At 43.2% G+C, this 23,304-nt stretch carries 26 protein-coding genes; 12 read left to right on the top strand and 14 right to left on the bottom strand.

The annotated features are described in order from the left end of the window. Positions 1–6: 6 nt before the first annotated feature. The 7 genes from QNI29_RS01165 to QNI29_RS01195 all read left to right on the top strand — a co-directional run bounded on the left by QNI29_RS01165 (position 7) and on the right by QNI29_RS01195 (position 7,371). Entirely contained in the window at positions 7–297 is a 291-nt protein-coding gene (locus QNI29_RS01165) for a YkvA family protein (protein ID WP_231419593.1), read from the top strand. Between the two features lie 155 nt (positions 298–452). Further along, positions 453–1,436 carry an NAD-dependent epimerase/dehydratase family protein gene (locus tag QNI29_RS01170; protein ID WP_231419594.1) on the top strand — a complete coding sequence of 328 codons (984 nt, stop codon included), beginning with the start codon at positions 453–455 and terminating at the stop codon, positions 1,434–1,436. A 149-nt stretch (positions 1,437–1,585) separates the two neighbouring features. After that, entirely contained in the window at positions 1,586–2,089 is a 504-nt protein-coding gene (locus QNI29_RS01175) for an RNA polymerase sigma factor (protein ID WP_231419595.1), read from the top strand. Next, positions 2,082–4,166 carry a TolB-like translocation protein gene (locus QNI29_RS01180; protein ID WP_231419596.1) on the top strand — a complete coding sequence of 695 codons (2,085 nt, stop codon included), beginning with the start codon at positions 2,082–2,084 and terminating at the stop codon, positions 4,164–4,166. The genes QNI29_RS01175 and QNI29_RS01180 overlap by 8 nt, the downstream gene beginning before the upstream one ends. 177 nt (positions 4,167–4,343) lie before the next feature. Further along, complete coding sequence (locus tag QNI29_RS01185; RefSeq protein ID WP_370635537.1) at positions 4,344–5,153, top strand: ZIP family metal transporter; 810 nt, start codon at positions 4,344–4,346, stop codon at positions 5,151–5,153. Between the two features lie 88 nt (positions 5,154–5,241). Then, entirely contained in the window at positions 5,242–6,552 is a 1,311-nt protein-coding gene (locus tag QNI29_RS01190; RefSeq protein WP_231419598.1) for a DUF2254 domain-containing protein, read from the top strand. A 15-nt stretch (positions 6,553–6,567) separates the two neighbouring features. After that, positions 6,568–7,371, top strand: coding sequence for a DUF368 domain-containing protein (locus tag QNI29_RS01195; RefSeq protein ID WP_231419599.1), 804 nt, complete (start codon positions 6,568–6,570; stop codon positions 7,369–7,371). A 200-nt stretch (positions 7,372–7,571) separates the two neighbouring features. On the opposite strand, the gene QNI29_RS01200 is transcribed toward QNI29_RS01195, so the two are convergent. The 9 genes from QNI29_RS01200 to QNI29_RS01240 all read right to left on the bottom strand — a co-directional run bounded on the left by QNI29_RS01200 (position 7,572) and on the right by QNI29_RS01240 (position 14,616). Continuing rightward, positions 7,572–7,700 carry a YjcZ family sporulation protein gene (locus QNI29_RS01200; protein ID WP_231419600.1) on the bottom strand — a complete coding sequence of 43 codons (129 nt, stop codon included), beginning with the start codon at positions 7,698–7,700 and terminating at the stop codon, positions 7,572–7,574. Positions 7,701–7,751: 51 nt separating this feature from the next. Then, on the bottom strand, positions 7,752–7,859 hold the full coding sequence (locus QNI29_RS01205) for a YjcZ family sporulation protein (RefSeq protein ID WP_231419601.1): 108 nt from the start codon (positions 7,857–7,859) through the stop codon (positions 7,752–7,754). A 185-nt stretch (positions 7,860–8,044) separates the two neighbouring features. Next, entirely contained in the window at positions 8,045–9,472 is a 1,428-nt protein-coding gene (locus QNI29_RS01210) for a dihydrolipoyl dehydrogenase family protein (protein ID WP_231419602.1), read from the bottom strand. Positions 9,473–9,487: 15 nt separating this feature from the next. Continuing rightward, positions 9,488–10,069 carry a CDP-alcohol phosphatidyltransferase family protein gene (locus QNI29_RS01215; RefSeq protein ID WP_231419603.1) on the bottom strand — a complete coding sequence of 194 codons (582 nt, stop codon included), beginning with the start codon at positions 10,067–10,069 and terminating at the stop codon, positions 9,488–9,490. 21 nt (positions 10,070–10,090) lie between these two features. Continuing rightward, entirely contained in the window at positions 10,091–10,744 is a 654-nt protein-coding gene (locus QNI29_RS01220; RefSeq protein ID WP_231419604.1) for a TVP38/TMEM64 family protein, read from the bottom strand. 1 nt (position 10,745) lies between these two features. Then, on the bottom strand, positions 10,746–11,732 hold the full coding sequence (locus QNI29_RS01225; RefSeq protein ID WP_231419605.1) for an ABC transporter ATP-binding protein: 987 nt from the start codon (positions 11,730–11,732) through the stop codon (positions 10,746–10,748). Continuing rightward, positions 11,729–12,439: an ABC transporter permease gene (locus QNI29_RS01230; RefSeq protein WP_284526718.1), complete on the bottom strand. Its 711-nt coding sequence runs from the start codon at positions 12,437–12,439 to the stop codon at positions 11,729–11,731. The genes QNI29_RS01225 and QNI29_RS01230 overlap by 4 nt, the downstream gene beginning before the upstream one ends. A gap of 100 nt (positions 12,440–12,539) precedes the next feature. Beyond that, complete coding sequence (locus QNI29_RS01235) at positions 12,540–13,400, bottom strand: ABC transporter permease (RefSeq protein ID WP_231419607.1); 861 nt, start codon at positions 13,398–13,400, stop codon at positions 12,540–12,542. Continuing rightward, positions 13,378–14,616, bottom strand: a complete 1,239-nt coding sequence (locus QNI29_RS01240) for an ABC transporter substrate-binding protein (protein WP_231419608.1) — start codon at positions 14,614–14,616, stop codon at positions 13,378–13,380. Before QNI29_RS01240 ends, QNI29_RS01235 begins: the two co-directional genes overlap by 23 nt. Before the next feature lie 833 nt (positions 14,617–15,449). Here QNI29_RS01240 and QNI29_RS01245 point away from each other — a divergent pair. Both QNI29_RS01245 and QNI29_RS01250 read left to right on the top strand, forming a co-directional pair. Further along, complete coding sequence (locus QNI29_RS01245; RefSeq protein ID WP_370635538.1) at positions 15,450–15,752, top strand: thioredoxin family protein; 303 nt, start codon at positions 15,450–15,452, stop codon at positions 15,750–15,752. Positions 15,753–15,849: 97 nt separating this feature from the next. Beyond that, complete coding sequence (locus tag QNI29_RS01250; RefSeq protein WP_231419610.1) at positions 15,850–16,338, top strand: hypothetical protein; 489 nt, start codon at positions 15,850–15,852, stop codon at positions 16,336–16,338. Between the two features lie 68 nt (positions 16,339–16,406). Here QNI29_RS01250 and QNI29_RS01255 read toward each other — a convergent pair whose 3' ends face one another. Next, on the bottom strand, positions 16,407–17,030 hold the full coding sequence (locus QNI29_RS01255) for a Bax inhibitor-1/YccA family protein (protein WP_231419611.1): 624 nt from the start codon (positions 17,028–17,030) through the stop codon (positions 16,407–16,409). 128 nt (positions 17,031–17,158) lie between these two features. Further along, positions 17,159–17,833, bottom strand: coding sequence for an SIMPL domain-containing protein (locus tag QNI29_RS01260; protein ID WP_231419612.1), 675 nt, complete (start codon positions 17,831–17,833; stop codon positions 17,159–17,161). A gap of 161 nt (positions 17,834–17,994) precedes the next feature. On the opposite strand from QNI29_RS01260, the gene QNI29_RS01265 reads away from it, so the two are divergent. Continuing rightward, on the top strand, positions 17,995–18,615 hold the full coding sequence (locus QNI29_RS01265) for a class I SAM-dependent methyltransferase (RefSeq protein ID WP_231419613.1): 621 nt from the start codon (positions 17,995–17,997) through the stop codon (positions 18,613–18,615). A 22-nt stretch (positions 18,616–18,637) separates the two neighbouring features. Then, positions 18,638–18,892 carry a DUF2164 domain-containing protein gene (locus QNI29_RS01270; RefSeq protein ID WP_231419614.1) on the top strand — a complete coding sequence of 85 codons (255 nt, stop codon included), beginning with the start codon at positions 18,638–18,640 and terminating at the stop codon, positions 18,890–18,892. Positions 18,893–18,950: 58 nt separating this feature from the next. Here the strand turns inward: QNI29_RS01270 and QNI29_RS01275 are convergent, their stop codons facing one another. Both QNI29_RS01275 and QNI29_RS01280 read right to left on the bottom strand, forming a co-directional pair. After that, positions 18,951–20,609, bottom strand: coding sequence for a methyl-accepting chemotaxis protein (locus tag QNI29_RS01275; protein ID WP_231419615.1), 1,659 nt, complete (start codon positions 20,607–20,609; stop codon positions 18,951–18,953). Beyond that, positions 20,602–21,558, bottom strand: coding sequence for a BMP family lipoprotein (locus QNI29_RS01280; protein ID WP_231419616.1), 957 nt, complete (start codon positions 21,556–21,558; stop codon positions 20,602–20,604). The genes QNI29_RS01275 and QNI29_RS01280 overlap by 8 nt, the downstream gene beginning before the upstream one ends. A gap of 121 nt (positions 21,559–21,679) precedes the next feature. Between QNI29_RS01280 and QNI29_RS01285 the strand changes: the two genes are divergently transcribed. After that, positions 21,680–22,189 (top strand): GNAT family N-acetyltransferase, encoded by a 510-nt coding sequence (locus QNI29_RS01285; RefSeq protein ID WP_231419617.1) that lies wholly within the window; start codon positions 21,680–21,682, stop codon positions 22,187–22,189. 50 nt (positions 22,190–22,239) lie between these two features. Here the strand turns inward: QNI29_RS01285 and QNI29_RS01290 are convergent, their stop codons facing one another. Then, positions 22,240–23,229: an LLM class flavin-dependent oxidoreductase gene (locus QNI29_RS01290; RefSeq protein ID WP_231419659.1), complete on the bottom strand. Its 990-nt coding sequence runs from the start codon at positions 23,227–23,229 to the stop codon at positions 22,240–22,242. Positions 23,230–23,304: the final 75 nt, after the last annotated feature.

A 23,304-nucleotide genomic window follows, 5' to 3' on the forward strand; every position in this document is an offset into this window, starting at 1 on the left:
GATGACGTGCGAAAGCTTTGGAGAAGGATACGTTTTCTTCTTAATATACGTAAGTCCGTTCCTTTCCTATGGGAGTTCTTTACAACGAAAGAAGTTGCGAGTCAGAAGAAAGTTCTTTCTGTAGGTTTTTTACTCTTATACATCGTGATTCCTTTTGACATTATTCCGGATTTCCTTGCCTTTTTTGGTATTCTGGACGATGTCACGATCTTCACATTTGTGTTACAACAGATTGTGAAAATGGCTCCTCCTTCTTTACAAGATAAATATGACTTGGATGGCAAGGCGAAGACATAAAGACCTTTCGGAGCATCATGATCTCCAGAGGTCTTTTTTCTATGAAATCAACGGAGCACATTCAAGCAAAGAGGAATTCTCCCCTTGCGTTTCGAATGTATAAGGAAAAGGAAAACCTTTTACATATTCTGAAATGATCTAAAGGAGGCGCTTGTATGCGCATTTTAATCTTAGGCGGCACGGTGTTTGTGGGTCGTCATTTAACAGAAGCAGCATTAGAGAAAGGCCATGAGGTTACCCTCTTTAATCGAGGCCGTACGAACCAGGATTTATTCCCAAACGTTGAGAAGTTAAAGGGAGACCGTTCTAGTGACTTAGAGGCGTTAAAGGGAAGAGAATGGGATGTTGTCATTGATGCTTCTGGTTATACACCGAGTCAGGCAACAGCAGCAGCGGACCTGTTAAAGGATTCTGTAAAACGCTATATCTTCATTTCTTCTATATCAGCTTATCGTGATTTCCACGAGAAATATGTGGATGAGAGCTATCCTGTTGGACAACTTGAAGACGAGACAACAGAAGAAGTAAACGCCAATACGTATGGTCCTTTGAAAGCATTGGCTGAGAAACAACTTGAAGAGGTGATGCCAGGAAGAGTTCTGAATATCAGACCAGGTATTATTGTAGGTCCTCATGATCCTACAGATCGATTTACGTATTGGGTTATGCGTTTCGGACGTGGCGGCGAAGTGCTTGTGCCGGGTAAACAAGACCGTCCCATTCAGTGGATTGATGCGAGAGACCTATCAAAGTGGATCATCCAAATGGCAGAACAAGAAGAGACAGGGACCTACAATGCTGTTGGATATGACGAAGAGCTAACCATGAAGAAATTTGTGGATGCCCTTATTAAACAAAATCCGAATGCAGAAGATCGTTGGATTAGTGATCAGTGCTTGTTAGATAATGATGCTAAGCCATCTTCAGATCTACCTCTTTGGATTCCAGTCTCAGAAGATCACCCGCACGGTTTTATCCTTGCCTCTAATAAGAAAGCGAGAGAAAAAGGTCTTACCTTCCGTGCGCTAGAAAACACGATTGAAGACACAAGAAAATGGTTTGAATCAAAAGAGGATACGGATATGCGTGTCGGAATTGAACCTGATAAAGAAGCAACCATCGTAAGGCGCTGTAAATAAGATAACATTCATACTCCCTTCAAAGAGGGGGTATGAATTTTTTATGTCCATACATAAATCCTCAATAAATTTCCATAAAAGTGTAATGCAATCCAAATCTATACGTCTAAAGAGTAAAGCGATACAAAGGAAGTGGGGGGATGTAAAGAATGGAAGAGCGTGTTGTCATTGAAGAATGGTTCGATGCCTACAGTGATGATCTCTATAATTTTCTTATTTATTATACAGGCTCTTCTGACGTAGAAGACCTGATTCAGGAGACGTTCATTAAAGCGATTCGAGGATATAACAGCTACAAAGGCGAAGCGAAACCGAAGACATGGTTGTATCAAATCGCCCGCCGTGTAGCGATTGATTGGGCACGGAAGAACAAACGAATGAATGGGAAGAACCACATGCCCCTTCAGGAGGACCAGCTATCATCAAGTAAGACGCCAGAAGAGGTCTATCAGCTCGAAGAAACAAAACAAGAAATTTATCGTGCTATTAGAACGTTGAAGCGCAGTTATCGCGATTTACTGCTCCTTCGATGCGTAAAAGACTTTACCGTTCAGGAAACGGCCTCTGTCTTAGAATGGAGTCCAAACAAGGTGAGAGTCACCTATCACCGCGCCATGAAAGCTTTGAAAAAGGAGTTGAGGAACCATGCGTGACGAAGACCTACACAAACAAATGAGCGAATTTCCTCACAATCAAACTCTTTCAAATCAAAAAAAGGAACAGATGAAGCAAGCTATCCGAAATGAATTAGGGAATGAAAAAGAACCTGACAAAGAACCAAGAAGGAAAAAGTGGACAGTTGGGATCGCGGGCATTGCCGCTCTTGCCTTATTTCTCATTACGGTTCTCTCACTTGGGGACTTTTCTAGCCAACAAGGCACAGACTTAACTCCGGAGGAAGAAAAGGCGAAGGAAGACATTCAGAAAGAACTAGAAAGCTCACGTGTAGAAGGGTATGCGTGGTCGCCTGACGGTCATACGGTTGTATTTCGAAACAACCTGGAAGAGCCTGTCTTATCCATGCGTACTGTAGAACGTCCTTCCACTACAACAGCCTTAACCTCCGCTGCAGGCATGCAGTCATTTGAGTGGTCCCCGGATAGCCAGTATGTCCAAGTGGTCTATGACAATCAAGAATCTTATGCAGTCCGTTACTATAACAAAGAGACGAAAGAGCAATCACCGTTCTTCATCCCGCAAGCAACGCAAATACCCGTTTGGAAAGAAAATGGGGCCAGTATTGCCACTGCTCATATTATCCAGAATGAGAAGCAAATGAGTGAGAACGCTGTGATGATCCATCATTTCAAAGAAGGAGAAACGAAGCGGATGCTTCAATCAAAAGACGTTTCGTACCATGTAACAGCGTATAAGGAGGAAGAATTAAAACTGCTCGAGATCAACACTCAAAATGGTCATCAGTCTCAAGTGGTGTTTAACCGAATAGATGGCACATGGGAAAAATCTGTTGAAGAAGAAAATCATGAACCTTATTCAAAAGCTTACATTGAAGAAACCTTAAAGCAGAACCAGGGGGATATAAAAGATTACGAATGGTCGCCGAATGGGGAAAAGGTTTTGATTATGGAAGTGCTTGAAAATCGTCTTGCTCTAAAACAATGGAACGTGGGAGAGGAAAGCCCTGTTATTCTCCATGATGGAGCGGATCTGTTGGCTGATCAGGTCGCAGAGATACGATGGATGGCTGATCAAAAAGCGCTTGTGGTTCTAAAAAGAGGAGAGCAATTAAATTCACGCCTCCCGTTCACCTGGCTAAGTGTAGATCTTGGAAATCAAAAGACTTCAAAAGCAAGGCAATCCGTTTCTATGCCTGTATGGGGACCGGACGGGGATAGAGTAGCTGTATCAGAAGGTGTTAAAGGGCCTTATGAAAACAGCATTATGATTTATACACTAGATGGATCGAAAGAACCGGAACGTATCTATAGCATTCCGCAAAATGGAGGAGGCCTATCAGAATTGAAGGTTGATTCTTGGCCGTCTCCAGACCAAATGAACGTACTTCGAACACAAGGCGAGTCAGAAGCGCCAATCCTTTTAGTAAACGAAGAGAACTCGTGGAAGCGAAAGCTCGTTCAGGAGGAGATCCCAATACGTGCCTTCAGAGAGATTTCCATTAACCAGTCGCTTCCGAATGAAGAGCCTTATTCCATGTGGGAGGAAGTCAGAAGAGATGACATCGGAGGGGAGATCAGTGCTACGGTTCATTTTTATGAACAACTAAAGGATGATCCAAATTCTCCAGTCATGGCCTATGTGAAGCGAGAAGGTTACTGGTATCGAATCGGAAAAATAGCAAGGATACAAGACGAATTTAAAGCGGAACGGGTCGTTCTGGATGGTTCATACGAAGGGATTGCTATTCATGGTTACGACTATGAAGGTGGAGGGCAAGAGTCTAGCACCGCTGTTCTTCAGTACCATCCTAACGATCGTTCATTGTCATTTGAAGCACGTATTCCGAACTTTACTAGGATGGATTTAGATGGGGATGGGACTCGAGAAATTCTTGGTTTCTCAGAAGACGATCGACTCCTGTATCAATTTAGCGATTCAATTACTTCATATGTCTCGCTAAATAGAGCTATCGGCACCTCGTCCATCACGATCCAGGAAGTAAATGGGGAAGAGATCATTCATGCTGAAGCAGAAGATGGTCAAAAGGTTCGTTATTCTTATAACGGGAAAGAACTCATTCCTAAGAACTAAAAGCAGCCCACCAGGGGCTGCTTTTTTAATTTGTAAGGCGTAACCCTTTAACATTGACGATCTTTCTTGTAACCATATAAAATGAATTCGACAATAAAATTTGCGTATGCGCAAAAATCGACGGGAAATAGTAATAAAAAGAGGTGAAACAGACACATGATGACATCATTCGAAGCAATATATGAGGGATTTCAATCGATGACACCTGTAATGCAAGCTTTGATCGCAACTTTATTTACGTGGGGGATGACAGCAGCTGGCGCGTCTCTTGTCTTCTTCTCAAAGGGTACGAATCAGAAATTCATGGATAGCATGCTGGCATTCGCCGGAGGTGTGATGATTGCGGCCAGTTACTGGTCGTTACTTGCTCCAGCCATTGAGATGGCATCTGAGCAAGCTGTCCCGCAATGGGTACCAGCAGTTGTGGGCTTTTTATTAGGTGGATTCTTTTTGCTTTTAGTGGATAAATTGTTGCCAATGCTTAACAATAACCAATACTTGCACGATATAGGAACAAATGATTCTAAACGCCGAACGACCTTATTAGTTTTTTCTATTACGCTTCACAATATCCCCGAAGGGTTAGCTGTGGGTGTAGCCTTTGGTGCACTTGCTTCATCTTTCACAGAGTCTGCTTTGGCTGGAGCCATGGCTCTTGGGATTGGTATCGGGATCCAGAACTTCCCGGAAGGACTTGCTGTTTCAATGCCACTGAGACGTGAAGGCATGTCTCGGAAGAAGAGCTTCTTCTATGGTCAGTTTTCCGGTATGGTTGAACCCATTGCGGCTGTAATCGGGGCAACAGCGGTGATCTATATCGAACCATTGCTTCCTTATGCGTTGAGTTTTGCAGCTGGTGCTATGATCTTTGTGGTAGCCAAAGAGATCATTCCAGCTTCCCAGGAAAAAGGGAACACAGAACTCGCATCCATTAGTTTATTGATCGGCTTTGCTGTTATGATGACGTTAGACGTTGCGTTAGGATAAATTCATGTCCCCCTGTTCGAATGAAAGTACAGGGGGACTTTTTTAGATTCATGCACTGTACAATCTGCTAAGAGAAAGGAAGTTACATATGAGAAAGACAGCATGGTGGTTACGTATACGAAATAGCTATTGGTTCCTTCCGACTGTATACAGCATTTTATCCATTTTAGCAGTGGGAATAACAACAGTAGCTGACTTGTTTTTCATAGAGGATTTTGCAAAGGTTATTCCTTCTATATTCTTGACCAATCGAAGCGTAGCAATGTCTTTATATACAGCTCTTATCACATCGATCTTAACGATGACGACGATTAGTTTCTCATCCATTATGGTGGTATTAACGACGTACTCGCAGCAGTTCTCTCCAAGGACTCTCCAAGATTTCATGAGTGATCGGACGACTCAGCACGTATTGGGAGTGTATGTATTTGGTTTTATTTACACACTCTGCAATTTACTTCTCCTCACAAAAGATAAGGAACGTCTCCTGGCCAGCCCCTTCCTTACGGTTGTAGTGGCGATTACGACACTTGGATTCTTTGTGGTGTTTATTCATCACTCCACCCGCTGGGTTCAGGTCAATAATTTAATCGGTAAAATTCAGCATGAAACGTACGATGTAATTGGTAAGACGTTCTCAGAGAAACAGTATGATGTCTTTCAGGACTGGGACCAACAAGAGCTCGACCAGGTTCAATCTGGTTTGGATCATGTTGTACACGTACAGCGCTCGGGTTACCTTCAACATATCGAATTTAAAGCGTTCATCCAGTGGGCAAAGCAGCATAAGGCCACCGTCTGGATGCATGCACAAGTAGGAGATTATGTGGAGAAAGGAACACCGATATTTTCTTATACGGCAGAGCAAGAGGAAGCGGACATAAATGAGACGGCTGGTTTGAATAATATGATTGTGGGAAAAGAACGAACGAGCCTTCAGGACATAGAATTTTCCATACAGAAGTTAGTCGAGATTGCACTCCGGGCGATCTCACCAGGGATCAATGATCCACATACAGCGATTAATTGTATCAACCGGATTGGATCCTTACTGTCTGAGTTAGGCCACAAGTATAAACCGTTTAAATATTATACAGATGAGGATGAAAAGTTACGGATTATTCTCATGCCAAAGCCTTATCGTGAATATCTTTATAAGAGCTTTTATCAAATACGTTTGTACGGAAAGCATGATGTCTCCGTGATGAACGGGGTTTTAGAAGCGCTTTATAAAACAGCACTTGTAAACGATGGGGAGATCAGAGAGGATATTTGGAAATTTTCTGTTTATATAATTGATGGAATCAAAGATGAAGGGTATCATGAAATAGACCTTAACGTAATAAGGGACATCGCTTCAGAATTGGCCGAGCTTTGTCAAAAAGAACCTGTGATTTAAAGGAGATAGAAAGTTATGGAGTGGAGAAACATATACAGAGGAATGCTGATGGGGGCAAGTGACGTCGTACCCGGCGTTAGTGGAGGAACCATCGCCGTACTATTAGGGATTTATGACCGCTTAATTGAAGCGATTTCGGGTGTGTTTAGTAGGGAGTGGAGGAAGTATATAAGTTTTCTCATTCCTTTAGGTATTGGGATCGGAATCTCGATTGTTTCACTGAGTAAATTGATTAGCTATTTGTTTGAGCATCATGAACAACCTACGTTGTATTTCTTCCTTGGTTTAATAATTGGGGTCATCCCGTTTTTACTACACCAAGCTGATTACAAAGAAAACTTTAAAGGTAGTCATATGATTTTTCTGCTTGTTTCTGCAGCACTCGTTGCATCTATGGCATTCTTTGAAACGGGTGAACCTCAATCCTGGGAGGGAAGTTTGTCCACCGCTCAAATGATTGGTCTATTCTTTTCAGGCTGGATGGCGAGTATGGCTATGATTTTACCGGGAATAAGTGGATCCTTCTTATTACTTTTAGTTGGAGTTTATAAAGTTGCAACCGATGCTGTTTCCCAATTTCAAATTGGGCGCATCGCCCTTATCGGAGCTGGCGTAGCTGTCGGGCTTTTAATCAGTAGTAAGGCGATTCGTTATTTGTTTAAACGATTCCCATCTCATACCTATGCTACCGTAATTGGTCTAGTAATTGGTTCGATTTTTGTAGTATTTCCGGGGATGCCGGATGATCTCATTCTTTGCCTGATTACGTTTATTGGCGGTTTGTTAGTGGCGTATTTGCTGGGGAAAGTTGAATATTAGGACAAATAGATGCTTACGTTAAAAGAGGCCATCCTTTTTAGGATGACCTCTTTTTTGTAGTCGTTTGCGCTTTTCATGAGATCCAGCTCCGGCGGGGAGGGCCTAGCGAGATAAGCAATCTACCTCCAGTCTGCTACGCAGACTTACAGTAGCTTGCTTATCCGTACGGCCCTGACCACCCCGCCTGCGCTTTTCATTTCTTAAAATCTAAATGCTGTTGCGCCTACGATAATTAGTAGGATGAACAATACAACGATCAGTGTGAATGTTCCTCCGTAGCCGTAACCGCCGCCACCGTAACAACAACCGTATCCACCATAACCGTACATAACATCTTCCTCCTTTATGATCTCAAGAGATTCAATCATTCTTCATTAGACTTAGTAACCGTAGCCACCGTATCCTCCAAATTGCGATGCTCCTACGACGATGAGTAGGATGAAAAGTACAACGATGAGCGCGAGCCCTGTGCCGTATCCTTCACTCATTTGAATCCCTCCTTCAAGATCTGACTTCTTTACTACAATATGCAGATGACCCGAATTTGGTTGGGTTCTTCCGCGAATTCATCAAAAATGGACGTTTGCCTAGAGATTTTGAGAGGTGTATTGTCCTCCTAGTCCCACAACATAAAAAGAGCTGCTGATGGCGAACCATCAGCAGCTCTTCTGCTTTATCTGAACCACTTAATATATTTCTCTGTAATCGACGGGACCACGCCGCTGAATAGTTTACTTCTCCAGTATTCGTTACTGGCACGTTCAATTGCGGCTGTGTGATTGGGGTAAGGATAGATCATACTGGAAAGTTCTCCGATCTTCATTCCTTTTTCAACAGCTAAAACAGCTACTTGCATCCAGTCTCCTGCTCCTTTCCCAATGGCGTGTGCTCCTAATATATGCCCTTTGGTATCTGTGATAAATTTAATGAAGCCTTCTGACTTGTGATCGGCCACGAAGCGGTCCACATCCGCCAGATCGGTGTGATAGATCAGGACGCCATCATGTTTCTCTTGCGCTTCTTTCTGCGTGAGGCCAAGGTGGAAGACTTCTGGTGTGATGTAGGTGTTCCATGGGATTAACTCATAAGACGCCTTGCGACTTAGTCCAAACACCGCATTTTGTACAACTGTTTTCCCTTCATACCCCGCTACATGAGTGAAAGGAGGCGTTCCGTTCACATCTCCGATGGCGAAAATATGTCCGACGTTTGTACGAAGCGTCTCATCGACTTTTACAAACCCCCGCTCGTCCATATCGACGCCAGCCTGATCTAGATCGAGAGAATCTGTATTCGGCTTACGGCCTGTTGCCAGGAAGATTTGGTCAGCTTCTATTACATATTCTTCATCCTGAACGGAATAATGAACGTAGTTCTGTTTTCCTTCTCGAGAGGTTTTCTTTACATTTGCATCTGTAATGATCGTTAGCTCTCGTTCCAGTATCTCTTGCGCTTTCTTCTGGATATCTTGATCTTCCTTGCCTAGTACCCCAGGGCCGGCTTCAAGAACAGTGACTTCAGATCCAAGGCGTGCATAGGCTTGAGCAATTTCAAGACCGATTGGGCCTCCGCCAATAAAGACCATTTTCTTCGGTAGTTGTTTAAGGTCAAAGACAGTTTCATTTGTAAGGTAACCTGTTTCTTTCAGCCCTTCGATTGGAGGTACGTTAGGTCTTGAGCCGGTTGCAATTATGATGCGTTTTCCAAAAAGAGCTTCCTCTTGGTTCTCAACCTCAACTTCATGGTCACTTCGAAACGACGCTCCTCCTATATAGACATCAATTCCTAAGTCTTCGAAGCGTTCAATGCTGTCATGTTCCTGAAGGTGCTCAATTGATTCCTTGACGCGTTGATTAATCATCTTTACATCGACTTCACCTGATGCCTGTACGCCGTACTTCGATACACTTCTGGCATGGTGAATTTCGTTAGCTGCTTCAATAAGAGATTTAGAAGGGACGCAACCGAAGTGGAGGCAGTCACCACCTAAGTCTTCTCGCTTTTCTACTAAGGCTACCTGGGCTCCCAGGGAAGCGGCTCCTGAAGCTACAGTAAGGCCTCCTGCACCGCCGCCTATAATGATGATGTCATATTGTTTCATCGTTTTTTCCCCTTTCTAAGGCAAGATTCGTTTTGCTTCTATAAAGCGCTGCAACGCTGTAAAGACTTCTACAGCGAAGAAAGCAAGCGTTGACCACATTAAGATGGATGGAAAGAGCATCATGATGCTGAAGAAGATGAAGCCTTCCGTACGCTCTGCCACTCCTGCTTGGTAATAAAAAGACTTAATCCCTTGCTTTTCAGACACAGCCCCGACTGTTAGGAAGATGGTCATTGAAAAGATAATCGAGACACTTAAGAGAAGAAGGGGCCACATAACTTCAGGATGAAGATAGGCGATGCCTAAAATAATGCTAATCTCAACAATTCGGTCAAACGTAATATCCATGACGGTGCCGAAGGAGGATGGTTTGGTCATTCTGGCCATTGTTCCGTCAACAGCATCTAAAAAACCGGATAGCCAAAGAGCGACTACAGCCAGAATGGGAAAGCCAAGAGCATAGATCCCACCTGAAGCAATACCGATGATAAAGGCAATGGTTGTAACTTGATTGGCGGTTAATCCGAGTGTCGTCAACCACTTGGATGTGTGTTCAATCGATGGCTGAACGTATTTCCTAGCATGTGTGTCGAGCATTTGTTACACCTCCTGCGCTCTCTATCCTGTAAAGCCGAGCCATCGCTTAATCCTTTCTCTAAACAAGAAGGTGATGGCCATTAGCGCAAGAAGAAGAGAGACAGCTAACATAATTTGTTTAACATTACCGGTTCCAAGACTAGCGCCCAAATAGCTGTAAACGAGCGTCCCTGGGAACATTCCAATCATGGTTGCCGGGATGAAGGATCGAAAGTTGACCCTGGTAATGCCAGATACATAACTTAAAAGATCAAATCCAACGATGGGAGTCAAACGAAGAATAAGAACGTATAAGAAGCCATTCTGATCTATTTTTTTAAATAATTGTTCGGACCATGAAAAGTTTTGAACTTTGACGAGTGAGTCGCCGAAGAAACGTCCCATAATGTATCCTGTCACTGCAGCTCCTGTTGCTCCGAAGAGGATATAAAGAAAACCAGGCCAAACCCCATACACAAAACCTGCTACGAGCGATAGGATAGAGGTCGGAAAGAAAACGATAGGGCCGAGTGCATAAATGAGAAAGAAGATAAAAGGGGACCACCACCCAAATGATTGAACAAAGGTGCTTATTTCATCTTTTCCCAAATTGAACTCGAATCGAACAATATAAGCGGCTATACCAAATAGAATGAGTACAATCACTGGTTTTATCCAATTTTTCAATTGTTTCATGTTACTCATTCCTTTGCTTTAAATTTGTAAACGTATGAACCGTATCAGGGTGTGCTGATACATAAACCGTTTCATCCCACTGAAGGCCAAGGGAACTAGAAACGGTGACTTGTTGATTTACGTCTGCAATAAAGATTTGATAAAGGCTGTGTCCATGGATATGCACCTTATTCTTCATCGTCCCTTTCCACACCCATTCAGTTTGATGCGGTGTGGATTTGGATAAGAATAGGGATTGCACAGGAATGTAGGTCTCCTTGTCGACAATTAGATGGTCGCCAAAGAAATCGGCGACAAAGGCATTTGCGGGAACGTGATACACGTGTTCAGGTTCACCGATCTGCTGAAATTGTCCGTTTTCAAAGACGCCGACATAATCCCCCATCTCCATGGCTTCTTCTCGATCATGTGTAACAAAGACAGCCGTGATGGCCTGATCCTTTAGCAACTGTCTGACCCAGGCACGCATCTCCCCTCTAAGACGAACGTCCAGGCTACTAAAGGGCTCATCGAGTAAGAGAAGCTGAGGGGAGATAGCCAAGGATCTGGCTAGTGAAACTCTCTGTTGCTGACCGCCGGATAATTCATAAGGGAATTTTTTTTCATAACCGGTTAGCCCAACTTGGTTGATCAATTCTTGTGCACGTCGCATTCTTTCTTTTTTCTTTATTCGTTGAAAGGATAACCCGTAGGCAACGTTCTCAGCGATTGTCATATGCGGAAATAGTAAAGGATGCTGAAATACCAAGCTTACTGGGCGTTTATTGGCATCAAGGTTCGTGACTTCTTGTTGATCTATGATGAATGTCCCTTCAGTAAACGGCTCTAATCCAGCTAAGCAACGAAGAAGGGTTGTTTTCCCGCTTCCTGAAGGGCCTACGATACTTAAGATCTCTCCTTTGGATAAGGTGAACGAGAGATCGTTGAAGATGGTGTCATTATGGAATGATTTCGATGTGTGATTGACTGTGATAAACGATGCTGTCATAAACGAGTCCTCCAAGGATTTTGATACGGAAGGAGCGATAAAAGAAGCTCCATAGACAGGTAGAATAAGACGGGAAGTAAAGCGAACCAGGCAGAAAAGGCGGCAAGAACGGTACTTTCAGCTGAATCTAAGAATGGGAAGTAAATCATAGCGAGAGTTACCACATTCCCGCCCCCGATAATGGCTGTAATCACATACTGGCTTAGGCTAATGACAAAGATTAAGAAAACCGTACTTCTGATAGATGGCATGAGGAGAGGGAGTTCTACACTCCAGAAGCGATGCCATCTTGTTGTGCCAAGTACTTGTGCTTGTTGTAAGATCCCGGTTCCCATAGATGCGTATCCGCTTCGTAACATTTTAATACTATAAGGGATAGTCGGTACGAGATGAATGAGCACTACCCCGAGCCACGTGTCGGTCAGACCAATTCGAATCATAGCCACATGAAGGCCCATTGTAATGGCAAGCAAGGGAACAATGAGTGGGAGTAGGAAGAGTGCATCAACAACGGCTTTCCCTTTAAAAGAATAAAAGGCCAGTGCCTTTCCGGCTAAGAGACCGATGATGAGATTAAGTACCACGACAAGGGCACCAATGCCGAGGGAAACAAAGGTAGCTTGAATCAACTTTGCCTCAGAAAAGAGTGCCTCCCAGCCTTTTAAAGAGATCATCATTTCTGAACTGCCATTACTGCTAATGTTCATGAATAAGCTTTTGGCGAACAAAAACACGACAGGTAAGATGAACAGGAGCCACGTGAGAACCCAAAATTGAATTTTTTTCTGTTTGCTAAGGCGGTTCATACTAATCCTGTCCTTTCGTGAGAAGCATCCGTTTCCGATTCATGACTGAAAATGCAATAAAACTGACGATACCAATAATGACACTGGTCATAACCATCGCAGCGAAAGCTAAAGGTCGATCATTCCAATCCCCCGAATAGAACCAATCATACGTTAAAACGGAAATCATCTCTGGGAAAGTCGCCCCAAGAAGGAAGGGAACCTCATAAGCACTTAGAATAAAGGCGAATAAAATAATCCCCGTCTCCACTAGCGCCGGGAAAACCCATGGCCACTCTGCATCTTTAAATGCCGCCCATTTCCCACCCCCTAATGTCTCGACGAGATCTCTGTAGCCTTTATCGTGCTTCGTGTAGATCGGAAGCAACATTAATACGACAAAAGGGGTTTCTTTGCCCACATAGGTCAGAATCATCCCAATTCCATTTTGGTCGTTTGTCACAATGGGAAAAGCATCTGTGCTCGGTATGAAACCGATCTCGTTCAATAGATTAGAGATAAGGCCGCTCTGTTCAAACAGAAGAAGAACAATATACCCCCATACAAAGTGAGGGAAAAGCATCGGGAGCCAAATGCTTAGCTTGCCTGCTGTTCTCTGGATGAATGGTGTGAAGCTTCTGGTAATCAGCACCCCAAGTAATAGCGAAAGAGCGGTGGCGATTAAGGTAATACGGATGCTGTACCCGAGTGACTCATAGAAGCTCTGTTCGGTAAATAGTGTTGTGTAGTACTTGGTTGTAAACGCCCCTTGATCTTGTAAACTCGTACGTACGGCTGATAGGAAGCCGTAAAGTGGCAATGCGAGAAAGAGTAAGGCTGGAACTAAGAGAACCCAAGCCTTATTCGCCTCTGATAACTTCATCTTTCCAATTCTCCTTTATCCACTCTACATATTGGGCGTCGGCCTCTGGTAGGAAGCTCTCTTCTAAAATTTCATTGGAGAGGACACTTTTGCCTCGGTTTAATGACTCAAAGGCTTGCTGATCTTCTTCTGAAAGCTTATCTATGCTGATTGGTGTGTTATCTCCCCAGTTTGTTGGCTTCAATTTCTGAAGCTGAGCCTCAGGAGATAGCAAGAAATTAATCAACGTCATGGCTCCTGCTTTATTTGGGCTATTGTAAGGAATAGCTAAGAAGTGAGTGTTTCCAATTGACCCTTCATCTAGAACAAAACTTCGAGTTGAGTCAGGGAACTCATTGTTCTCAATCATGTGTTCAGCACGGGCTTCGTTATACCCCATTGTCATGGAAACGTCTCCTTTGCTATACAAACGATCTAATTCAGCTAATGAAGAAGGATAGTGTTTTCCCTCTCTCCATAAATCTGGCTTTATTTCATTCAAGTAGGACCACATATAATCCCCGGCGCTACTTGCACGTTCTTTTGAAAATGGCTCTTCGACCAGGGTCTTCGTATCCTCAGCTCCTTTGTAGAGGAGGTGTCTTAAGAACGCATTCCCTGAGAAATCATCTGGATTTGGATAAGTAAACTCTCCTGGGTTGTTATGAATCCATGTCTTCAATTCTTGAAAGGTTTCAGGTGGTTGTTCTATTTTGTCCTGATCGTATAAAAAGACGAATTGAACTTTCCCCCACGGAGCTTCATATCCTTCAGTAGGGGTTCCGAAATCATAATCGAACGCTAAGCTATCCTGTTCATAGTAATCTTTGAAGTTAGGAAGTTGATTACGAAAAGGACCATAGAGCAGATTGTTTTCTTTCGCATTTTTAAAATTCTCTCCGTTTACCCAAATCACATCAATCGTACCATCTTGTTTATTGGCCTGTTTCTCTGAGTAAAGTTTCTGGAGGATGTTGCCTGTGTCCATAGGAGTTCGCTCTAAATGGATGTTGTATTGTTCTTTCATGCGAGGGGCGACCCATTCGTCTATATAACGATTGATGCCCTCATCGCCACCCCACATATGAAGGCGCACAGTGGTTTCGGAGGCTTTGGTTTTAATATCTTCCCAAGATGTATCTTGTAAGGACTGATCAGTACCATTTGTTTCTCCGTCTGCATTGCTACAAGATGTAAGGATGAGTAGGAGTAAAAGAAATCCTATAACTCTTTTCACTTGTAATCCCCCTTATTGAAATCTGTTTTTATAGTTGGGCCCCACAGGACGTGGGGTCGTTCGATGTTGGTTATTGTTGTGGCGTTTTTAGTCGAACTTCCACTTTACCTAAACAGTCGCCTTCGCTTTTCTGGCCTAGATCCAGCTCCGGGCCGCAGACACTCTGGACATAAGGCAACCCCCTTCGTGAGGAAAAGCACCTCACTGCGGGTTTTGTCTTATGCCTGCCGTGCCTAAGCAGCGGCCCTGCGCTTTTCATGAGATCCAGCTCCGGGGGCTAGGGGCTAGCGAGATAAGCAAACTACCTGCAGTGGCTAACGCCACTTCCGGCATTTTGCTTATCCGTACGCCCCTGGGCAAGCCCCCTGCGCTTTTCGTTCTAGATCCAGCTCCGGCTCCTAGCCCCTAGCGTCATAAGCAATCTAACTCCAGTCTGCTGCGCAGACTTCCATTAGCTTGCTTATGCGGCCCCACAGGACGTGGGGTCGTTCGATGTTGCCACAGGATGTGGCGTTTTTAGTCGAACTTCCACTTTACCTAAACAGTCGCCTGTGCTTTTCTGGCCTAGATCCAGCTCCGGCGGGGAGGGCCTAGCGAGATAAGCCATCTTTTCTCCAAAGGCTATTCGCCTTTTCCGAAAAGCTGGCTTATCCGTACGGCCCTGACCACCCCGCCTGTGCTTTTCTTTATTCCATTATACATTTATTATAAAAGTATTAACTCTAATCCAACTTACATGAATGTGCTCATGTATTTCGAATCTGGTTGGGATATGTTTAAATAGAATGAGAGTTATTTCAAGGAGGTTATTTTTAGTGGAGTTTATTCGAGAGATGAAGACATTTCAAGATCTTATAGATGGGGAAGAGCCGGTTATTATTAAGTTCTCTGCGGATTGGTGTCCGGATTGTAAGCGTATGGATATGTTTATTGGGGACATTGTAGAGGAGTATAATGCTTATAAATGGTTCGAGATTAACCGTGATGAGCTACCAGATGTTGCTGATCAGTATGAAGTGATGGGGATTCCTAGTATTCTTGTATTCCAAAACGGTCAGAAAATCGCTCACCTTCATAGCGCAGATGCTAAAACACCTGAAGAAGTGGAAGGCTTCTTAGCTCGTACGTTTCAATAATTAAATCAGTCGTTTTCAAACGCACAAATGTGGAGTAAAATGGAAAATACTCTGCGTTTGTGTTTTTTTTATTGGAACTGGGGAAGGGGGTGGAGGAGTGGAAATGTTGCGAAGTAACTATAAAGGGGTAAGTGGTTTCGTGATAGTGGCGATCGTGGGGTTGATGGCTGCTGTGTCGTTTCTGTCTCTTCCGTTTTACATCTTATACATAGCGATCTATATGCTCGCCTTTTTGCAGTTGTTAACGGATGCTTCTGTGGAAGCATCTCGTTCTTCTTCAGATGAAAGAGTGCTGAAGCGGTTTGTGTGGAAGGTCATTAAGGCTTTTCCGATCTTTTTCGTGTTTATGCTAGTGATTATGGACGGAGAGCTAGGACGAGGTGCAGGAGAAGATTCGGATACGTTTTTCTTATTAGGAACGCTAGTCGTGAGTTTTGTATTTGCGCGTCTTCGTAAGAATCCAACACATTACCAGGATCCTGATCCTCTTAGAGAGAGTCAGGTGAGGTTGGCTTCTTTATTATTAGCTATAGCGCTTGTGTTTTTCACGACCCTTTTTGGAGTGGGGCATTTATTTAGTTCGTGATTCATGTCCTTCGCATTAATCATAAAGAAAGCCGAAAACCCTTATAGAGGTTTTCGGCTCTTTTTGTATTAGTCATCTTTTAGGATACCTACAAGGCGAAGCAAGTCTAAGAATAGATTAATGAAATCTAAATACAAGTTCAGAGCAAGAAGGGGGATGTCTTTCTCGCTGAAGTGGCCATTCTTAATCTTGTTAATGTCGTAGATGATAAATCCGGAGAAGATTACCACACTAATTAACGTAATAACAAGAATAGCTGCACTGCCTAAGTTAAAGAAGATATGAATTAGCCATACCAGAATAAGCGCAAGAAGGGCGCTCATCAGCATGCCTCCAAGAAAGCTTAAATCACGCTTGGTCTTCCAGGCATAAAGGGATAGCGCAATAAAGATGATCGTTGTCACGCCGAGCACCATCAGAACAGTCGTAGCGCCGATAGAACTGATGTAATACGAAATAGCTGGGTATAACGTTAAGCCCGATATAAACGTAAACAGAAATAGAAAACCATATCCAATTTTCTTTGCTTTACGCAGGAAGAAAACAGAAATGAGTAATATAAACTCTAAGATGACAAGTGGGAGAAACAAGGCTGGTGGAACCCACTGCCCCATATACAATCCGACCGTTGCCACGAGTAGAGATAGTGCAAACGTTCGGAGTACTTTGCTGAGTAGTTCATGTTTTTTCAAGAAGTATTCCCTCCAAGTAGTAGTAGATGCGTTGTTTAGTATAATCGCCACTTAGTGAAGCGTCTACCTATCTAACGCAGTTCCCTGTAAATGTTAGTGGCAATCTTCAACTTAAGTGTCTATATGGTTTACGAAATGTATTGGTATTTGGTTTCAACTCGCGCTGTAATTTCTAACTGACCAGGTTCCACAGGAGTGCTGGTCGCTCCAACAGATTCAGCTTTCACAAAGGTTTGCGGCGTTGCTTGAGTAGGGGGAACTTGTTCGTCGATTGAGAAGGGTGTCATGTCGATTTGGAGATTCATCGTTTGAGCAATGGTTTGTGCTTTCGTATTCGCATTTTGTAAAGCGGAAGCAAGAGCCTGTTGGTAAAAGGACTGAGGGTCTTGGACGGTGAAGGAAATATTTGAGACCCGGTTTGCTCCATTGGCTACAGCTGTATCGATGACTTCTCCTGTTTGTTCTAAATTTTCGATCGTCACTGTAATAAGATGGGTAACTTCATAGCCTCTGAATTGTTGCTTTCCATCAATATAATCATATTGAGGGAAGATAAAGTAATCTACTGTTTGAATATTTTCATTTGGAATTCCAATTTGAATGAGCGCATCAATCACTTCATTAAGCGTTTGGGCATTGGTTTGCTGAGCGGTTGTTAATTCTTTATCTTGCGTCTCCACTCCGAGTGTAATATTCGCGATATCCGGCTGAGCCTTGACTGAACCAATTCCTGTCACCGTCAGAAAACGGTTTGCCTGGCGTTGATTGTCACGGTATTGCGGTTGTGGTGAAGGATAATACATAACAATTCCACCTTCCGTCTAAAATTAACCCTACTACTTAATTCATGAAATAAGGGAATAAAATATACCCATTTGTCCGTTCGATAGGTAGAAAAGTTGTTAAAGGAGTGCGGAATTGGGGGAATGAAGAATAAAGATTTCTTTAAAAGGAGCGAATCGGTATGGGATTTTTGTTCTCTCAGTTTTCAAAACCACAAGGTCTGATTGGAAAAGCCGTCGGCTGGCTCATGTATAAGCAAAACGCTGGTATCAATAAATGGGCGATGTCTTTTTTAGATATTCAACAGGATGACTGTGTACTAGAGATTGGGTTTGGACCTGGCTATTGCGTGAAGGAACTATGCGATTCCTATGATGGGGTAAGAGTGATTGGGCTTGACCCTTCAGAAGCCATGGTGGAAGAAGCAAAGCGACGTAATAAGAAGGACGTAGAGGGAGGACGAGTAAGATTAGCACAAGGCTATGCGGAAGAATCAACGAATCTTCATGATACAATAGATAAAGTTCTTGCGATTAATAACATTACGTATTGGGAAGACCCGGTTGGAACGCTTGCTGCGCTTAGGGAACAGATGAGTGAAAAGGGAAGAGTTGCGATTGCTCTTCAGCCACACGAAAAAGGCGCCAGTGACGAAACGACCGTCATTATTGGGGATCAAATCCGTTCCTTCTTAGAACAAGCCGGATTTAAGCAGGTACTCGTTCACCATAAACCCGGGAGTCCAACGAAAACCACATGTGTTGTAGGGTCTGTATCAGATTTACCGGTCCAAAACCCATGAAAATGAAAAAGGAGTGGAACCTATGAATCCATCATTAAAAAAGGAAGAAAGAGAGCAAATTCTATCTAAAATTCAAGGATACTTTGAAATGGAACGAGGAGAAGAGATTGGTAACATTGCAGCTGATCAAGTCTTTCAGTTTATAGAGAAAGAAATTGCTCCTCACTTTTATAATCAAGGAGTACGTGATGCGAAGGGAATGCTAGAAGAAAAGATGATGAACCTGGATGAAGACATCAGCTCCCTTGAAAAACCCACTTATCCTAATAGACGCTAAAAAAACGTGCCAGACACCCTTTACTATAGTAAAGGGTGTCTGGCACGTAATAAAGCATTTAGTGTTTGAATTGGTTCAGTTGTTCTTCTAGTTGATTGATCATGGATTGGAGCTCGACAGATTGTTGTTGCACGTTGTGGAACGTTCTTTGTTGCTCTTCTGTGGAGGCTGAGATTTCTTCTGTACCAGCTGCCGTTTCTTCTGTAATGGCACTCACACTCTGCATGCTGGATGATACTTGTTCACTTCGATTTAAGGACGTATCCATATTCTGAACGAGTTGCTGTAATTCTGTATGAATCATTGTGACATGGTCGTGGATCGAAGAAAAGGCCGTTTTAGACTCATTCATCGTCTCTTCTTGCTTTTGAGAGATCGATGTGGAGCGGCTTGTATCTTCTTCGATCATATGGATGCCGTTTTGAATATGTTCAACCATACTGAAGATCTGTTCTGTAGCGGTTCTTGATTGGTCCGCTAGCTTTCGTACTTCTTCTGCTACAACAGCGAACCCTTTCCCGTGCTCTCCTGCTCGAGCAGCTTCAATGGCTGCATTTAGCGCCAGAAGGTTCGTCTGCTCAGACAGGTCATTTACAAGCTGAGAAGTTTGATGAATTTCATTCGTGTATTGGACAAAGGATTGAACGGAGTGCTCAATAGATCGAGTGGCTTCAATGCCTTTGTTAAGCAAATCTTGTTGATTTTCGATCGAACGTTGCCCAACTTCAACACTCTTAAGAGCGTTCTCACTTTGAGCGTTTGCGTTCCGACTAGCTTCTACGTTGTGTTGAAATCCGTTGTGCATCTCATCCATTAAGTAAGAAGCATCCTGAATATCGGTAGAGATCGATTGACTCCCTTGAGCAAGTTCATCTGTAGAAGTCGCCACTTGTATAGAGCTCTCAGAAAGCGTATCGATATTGCTCTTTAACCCTAAGCTGAACTCTTGCACTTCTTTTCCCATCGTTTCAATAGAACGGATCGTTTCTTTTAGATGATCCACCATTTCTCCAAAGGAGGAAGCGAGTTGTCCGATTTCATCTTTACGGTTCGTTTTCGCTACTTCTACTGTTAAATCGCCGCTTGCAATCGTAGTAGCTTTCTTAGCCAGTTCCCGAATGGGGTTAGCAGTCTGAGCGGATAATCTCCAAGAAGATAAGATAGAAAGAAGGATTAACGCTCCGCTTGCAATCAAAGTGATAAGGATAAGCTGTTGAATTTGCGCCTTTCGTCCCTCTACTTGACTTTCATACCATTCATTCGCTGTATGATTAATCATGAAAGCATCATTTAGAATACCGCCTGCGCGGGCAGCCTGACGACTAATTTCATTTGTATCATTGGAAGCCAGGAATTGCTCTGATTGAGCCTTTAATGAGGCGTATTTGGATTTGAGCTGATCAAACCACTTTTGTTGCTCGGAATTTTTTAAATAACTCTCCAATGAAGCGACTTCCTTGTTTACGGATTGTAGTAAGTCTGTGGTTTCTTCTTTACTCGCTTCTGATGGATTGTTTGAGTAATTATTCAATGACTGCTGAAGCGTAACCACACTACCGTTTAAATGCTCCGCTTTCAGAAGAAGTTCAACCTCTTGTGAAGATGATTTTTGAACGTCTAACATCTGAGTAATCACATACCCGATCAGGAGTAAACTTAGTATTAAAGGAATAGAAGATAATAATAAGATCCGTTTACGAAGAGACATGTTATTCATCGCCTCCTTTATTCATAGCTTCCTCTAAAGTATCTTGCTCGGAAAGGGATAAACGGATGACACGGATCGGAGCTAATCCAACCGCTTCTTCCTTTAGCCCTAATTGAAGGTGCTCTCCTTGTTCAAAGGAATCTTCCTTCAGCTGTTTCGCAATATCGAACAAAGCGACATCAATTCGTTTCATCATAGAGGTAACGACGGAATCTTCCGCTAAGAAATACTGATCACTGTCTACCCCGAATGAATATACTTTTTGCTTTTGGGCTTCTTTTAGAGCTCCGACACCTGCATAGCCAGCTACAGGAAATAGATAATCTGCCCCATTCTTGATTTGTTTCTGAGCAAGCTCTGCTGCCTTATTGTCATTATCGAAATTTCCTATATAATCAACAGAAATAGTTGCATCAGGGTTTACCTCTTGAACACCTTCTTTAAAGCCCTTCTCAAAATTCTTTACTACTGGGATGTCCATGCCGCCGATAAACCCAACGTGATTGGATTCGGTTCGCATACCAGCGATTAGTCCGATTAAATAGCTACCTTCGTCTTCTTTAAATGTAAGAGATGTCACGTTTGGTTGCTCGGATACAGCATCGATGAGTAAGAATTTTTGGTCTGGGTACTTCTTGGCCATTTTCTCAACAGCCTCTTGAGATTCAAATCCCAACCCGACTACAAGGTCATGACCTTCTTCAATGAGTTTTTCTAGATACCCTTCATAGTTTCCAGTAAGCGGTTCCTTATAATTGAAAAAAACGCCTAACTCGTCACGTGCCCGCTCTAACCCTTGAAGAGCTGAATCACTAAACGAGTTGTCCCCTAGACCACTATCTGTCACTAAGAGTCCAATTGTCTTCTTTTCTTCTGCTTTGCCTGTTTGGCTTGTTTCGGCACAAGCGCTCAATAACAATAATCCGATCATCCATAAAAAGAGTGTTTTCTTCTGCATAACGTTACTCCTTTATTCCGTAATTGAACACATAGTTTATATATCGGCTTAAAAGGGGCTTGATTTAATACTCTTCTAGAGATTAAATAGGAAGAAACGAAAGTGAAGGGGAGCATGATTCATGATTCGACGATCCAAAAGAGAAGATTTAGAACGAATAATGGAAATTGTAGAAGAATCAAAAGTCATCATGAAGGAGACAGGGAGCGACCAGTGGGACGAAGCGTATCCTTTGTATTCCGATTATGAAAACGACCACGATAAAGAAAGGTTATTTGTATTTGAAAAGGATGGAGTAGTGTGTGGGGTTGCGTGCTTTAATGAGACAGAACCAACCCATTATGAGCTTCTATCCTGGTCAAGACCCGGTGAGGAAAAGGTGTTATTAACCCAAAGGCTTGCGGTTGATCCAAACGTAAGAGGGAAGGGGATAGCTGAGGCCTTTTATCAATATGCTGAACAACTAGCTATGAACCGGGGAATTTCTTATATGAAAACCGATACCTATTCGTTAAATCCGGCAGCACAGCGTGTGTTTCAAAAGAAAGGTTATACGTATATAGGGGAGTGGAGTACCCCTGAGCGAAAAGCTCCTTTTTACTTTTATGAGAAAACCATCCAACGGGATTAAACACAGAAAGGCCCTGTCCAACCAGTAATGTTTGAGACAGGGCTTGATTATTACGCTTTAAATGCATTAGCGAGGAGCTCGTAAGAACGGAGCCGCTCTTCAAAGGGATTAATAATGGTGTTCACAATGATTTCATCTACATTATAAGCTCTGGCTAAGTGTTCGAGTCGTTCTTTCACTTGTTCAGGGTTTCCGACAATCATACGCTGACGATTTTCACGAACCCGTTCTTTCTCAAAGATAGAGAAAGGGTATTGGCTTGCTTCTTCTGGAGGAGGGAAGCCTTCACGCTTTGCCCCCTGTTCAATCTTAAGAATCGACACATCTAAAGATGAAGCTAAGTACTCTGCATGTTCTTCCGTCTCCGCACACACGACAAATACAGAAACGTTTCCCTTTGGCTCTAACTGTTGAATAGAAGGGGAGAAGTGGTTCTTGTACCGATCCATAGCTCGCGTTCCTCCAAACCCATTAATAAAATGAGCAAACGAATAAGAAGCACCGAGATCGGCTGCGAGTCGGGCGCTTGTGCCACTGGAACCAAGCATCCAAACAGGTGGAGCTGTTTCACTTTGCGGGGTAGCACGAACGTCTAAATGGTAAGGATCTTGTCCATGTAGATAAGCCATTAACTCTCTCACTTGGTCCGGATACTTCTCAACGTTAGGAAACGAGCCGTCATTTAAGGCGTAATTGACATTCGGCATTCCGCCTGGGGCGCGTCCAATTCCTAAGTCGATCCGTCCTGGATACAACGTTTCAAGCACTCGGAACGCTTCGGCTACTTTATAGGCACTATAGTGAGGTAGAAGAACGCCCCCTGTTCCAATTCGAATATGTTTGGTATTGGCTGCTAAGTGAGCGACTAATACTTCCGGGGCGGAGCCTGCTAAGCTCTGTGTGCTATGATGCTCCGAAACCCAGTACCGGTGATAGCCTAGCTGATCGACGTGTTTGGCAAGTTCTGTTGTTTGCTGAAAGGCGTCTTGTGGATTCTGCCCAGTTAAAACGGGGGATTGATCCAATACGCTTAATTTTATAGTCACGATGCACCATCCTCATTATTGTTCAACCTCTCTTTCATTATTATCAGAGAAAACCACCACCCCATGCAA

It is taken from the genome of Pontibacillus chungwhensis, assembly GCF_030166655.1.
Classification (GTDB): Bacteria; Bacillota; Bacilli; order Bacillales; family BH030062; genus Pontibacillus.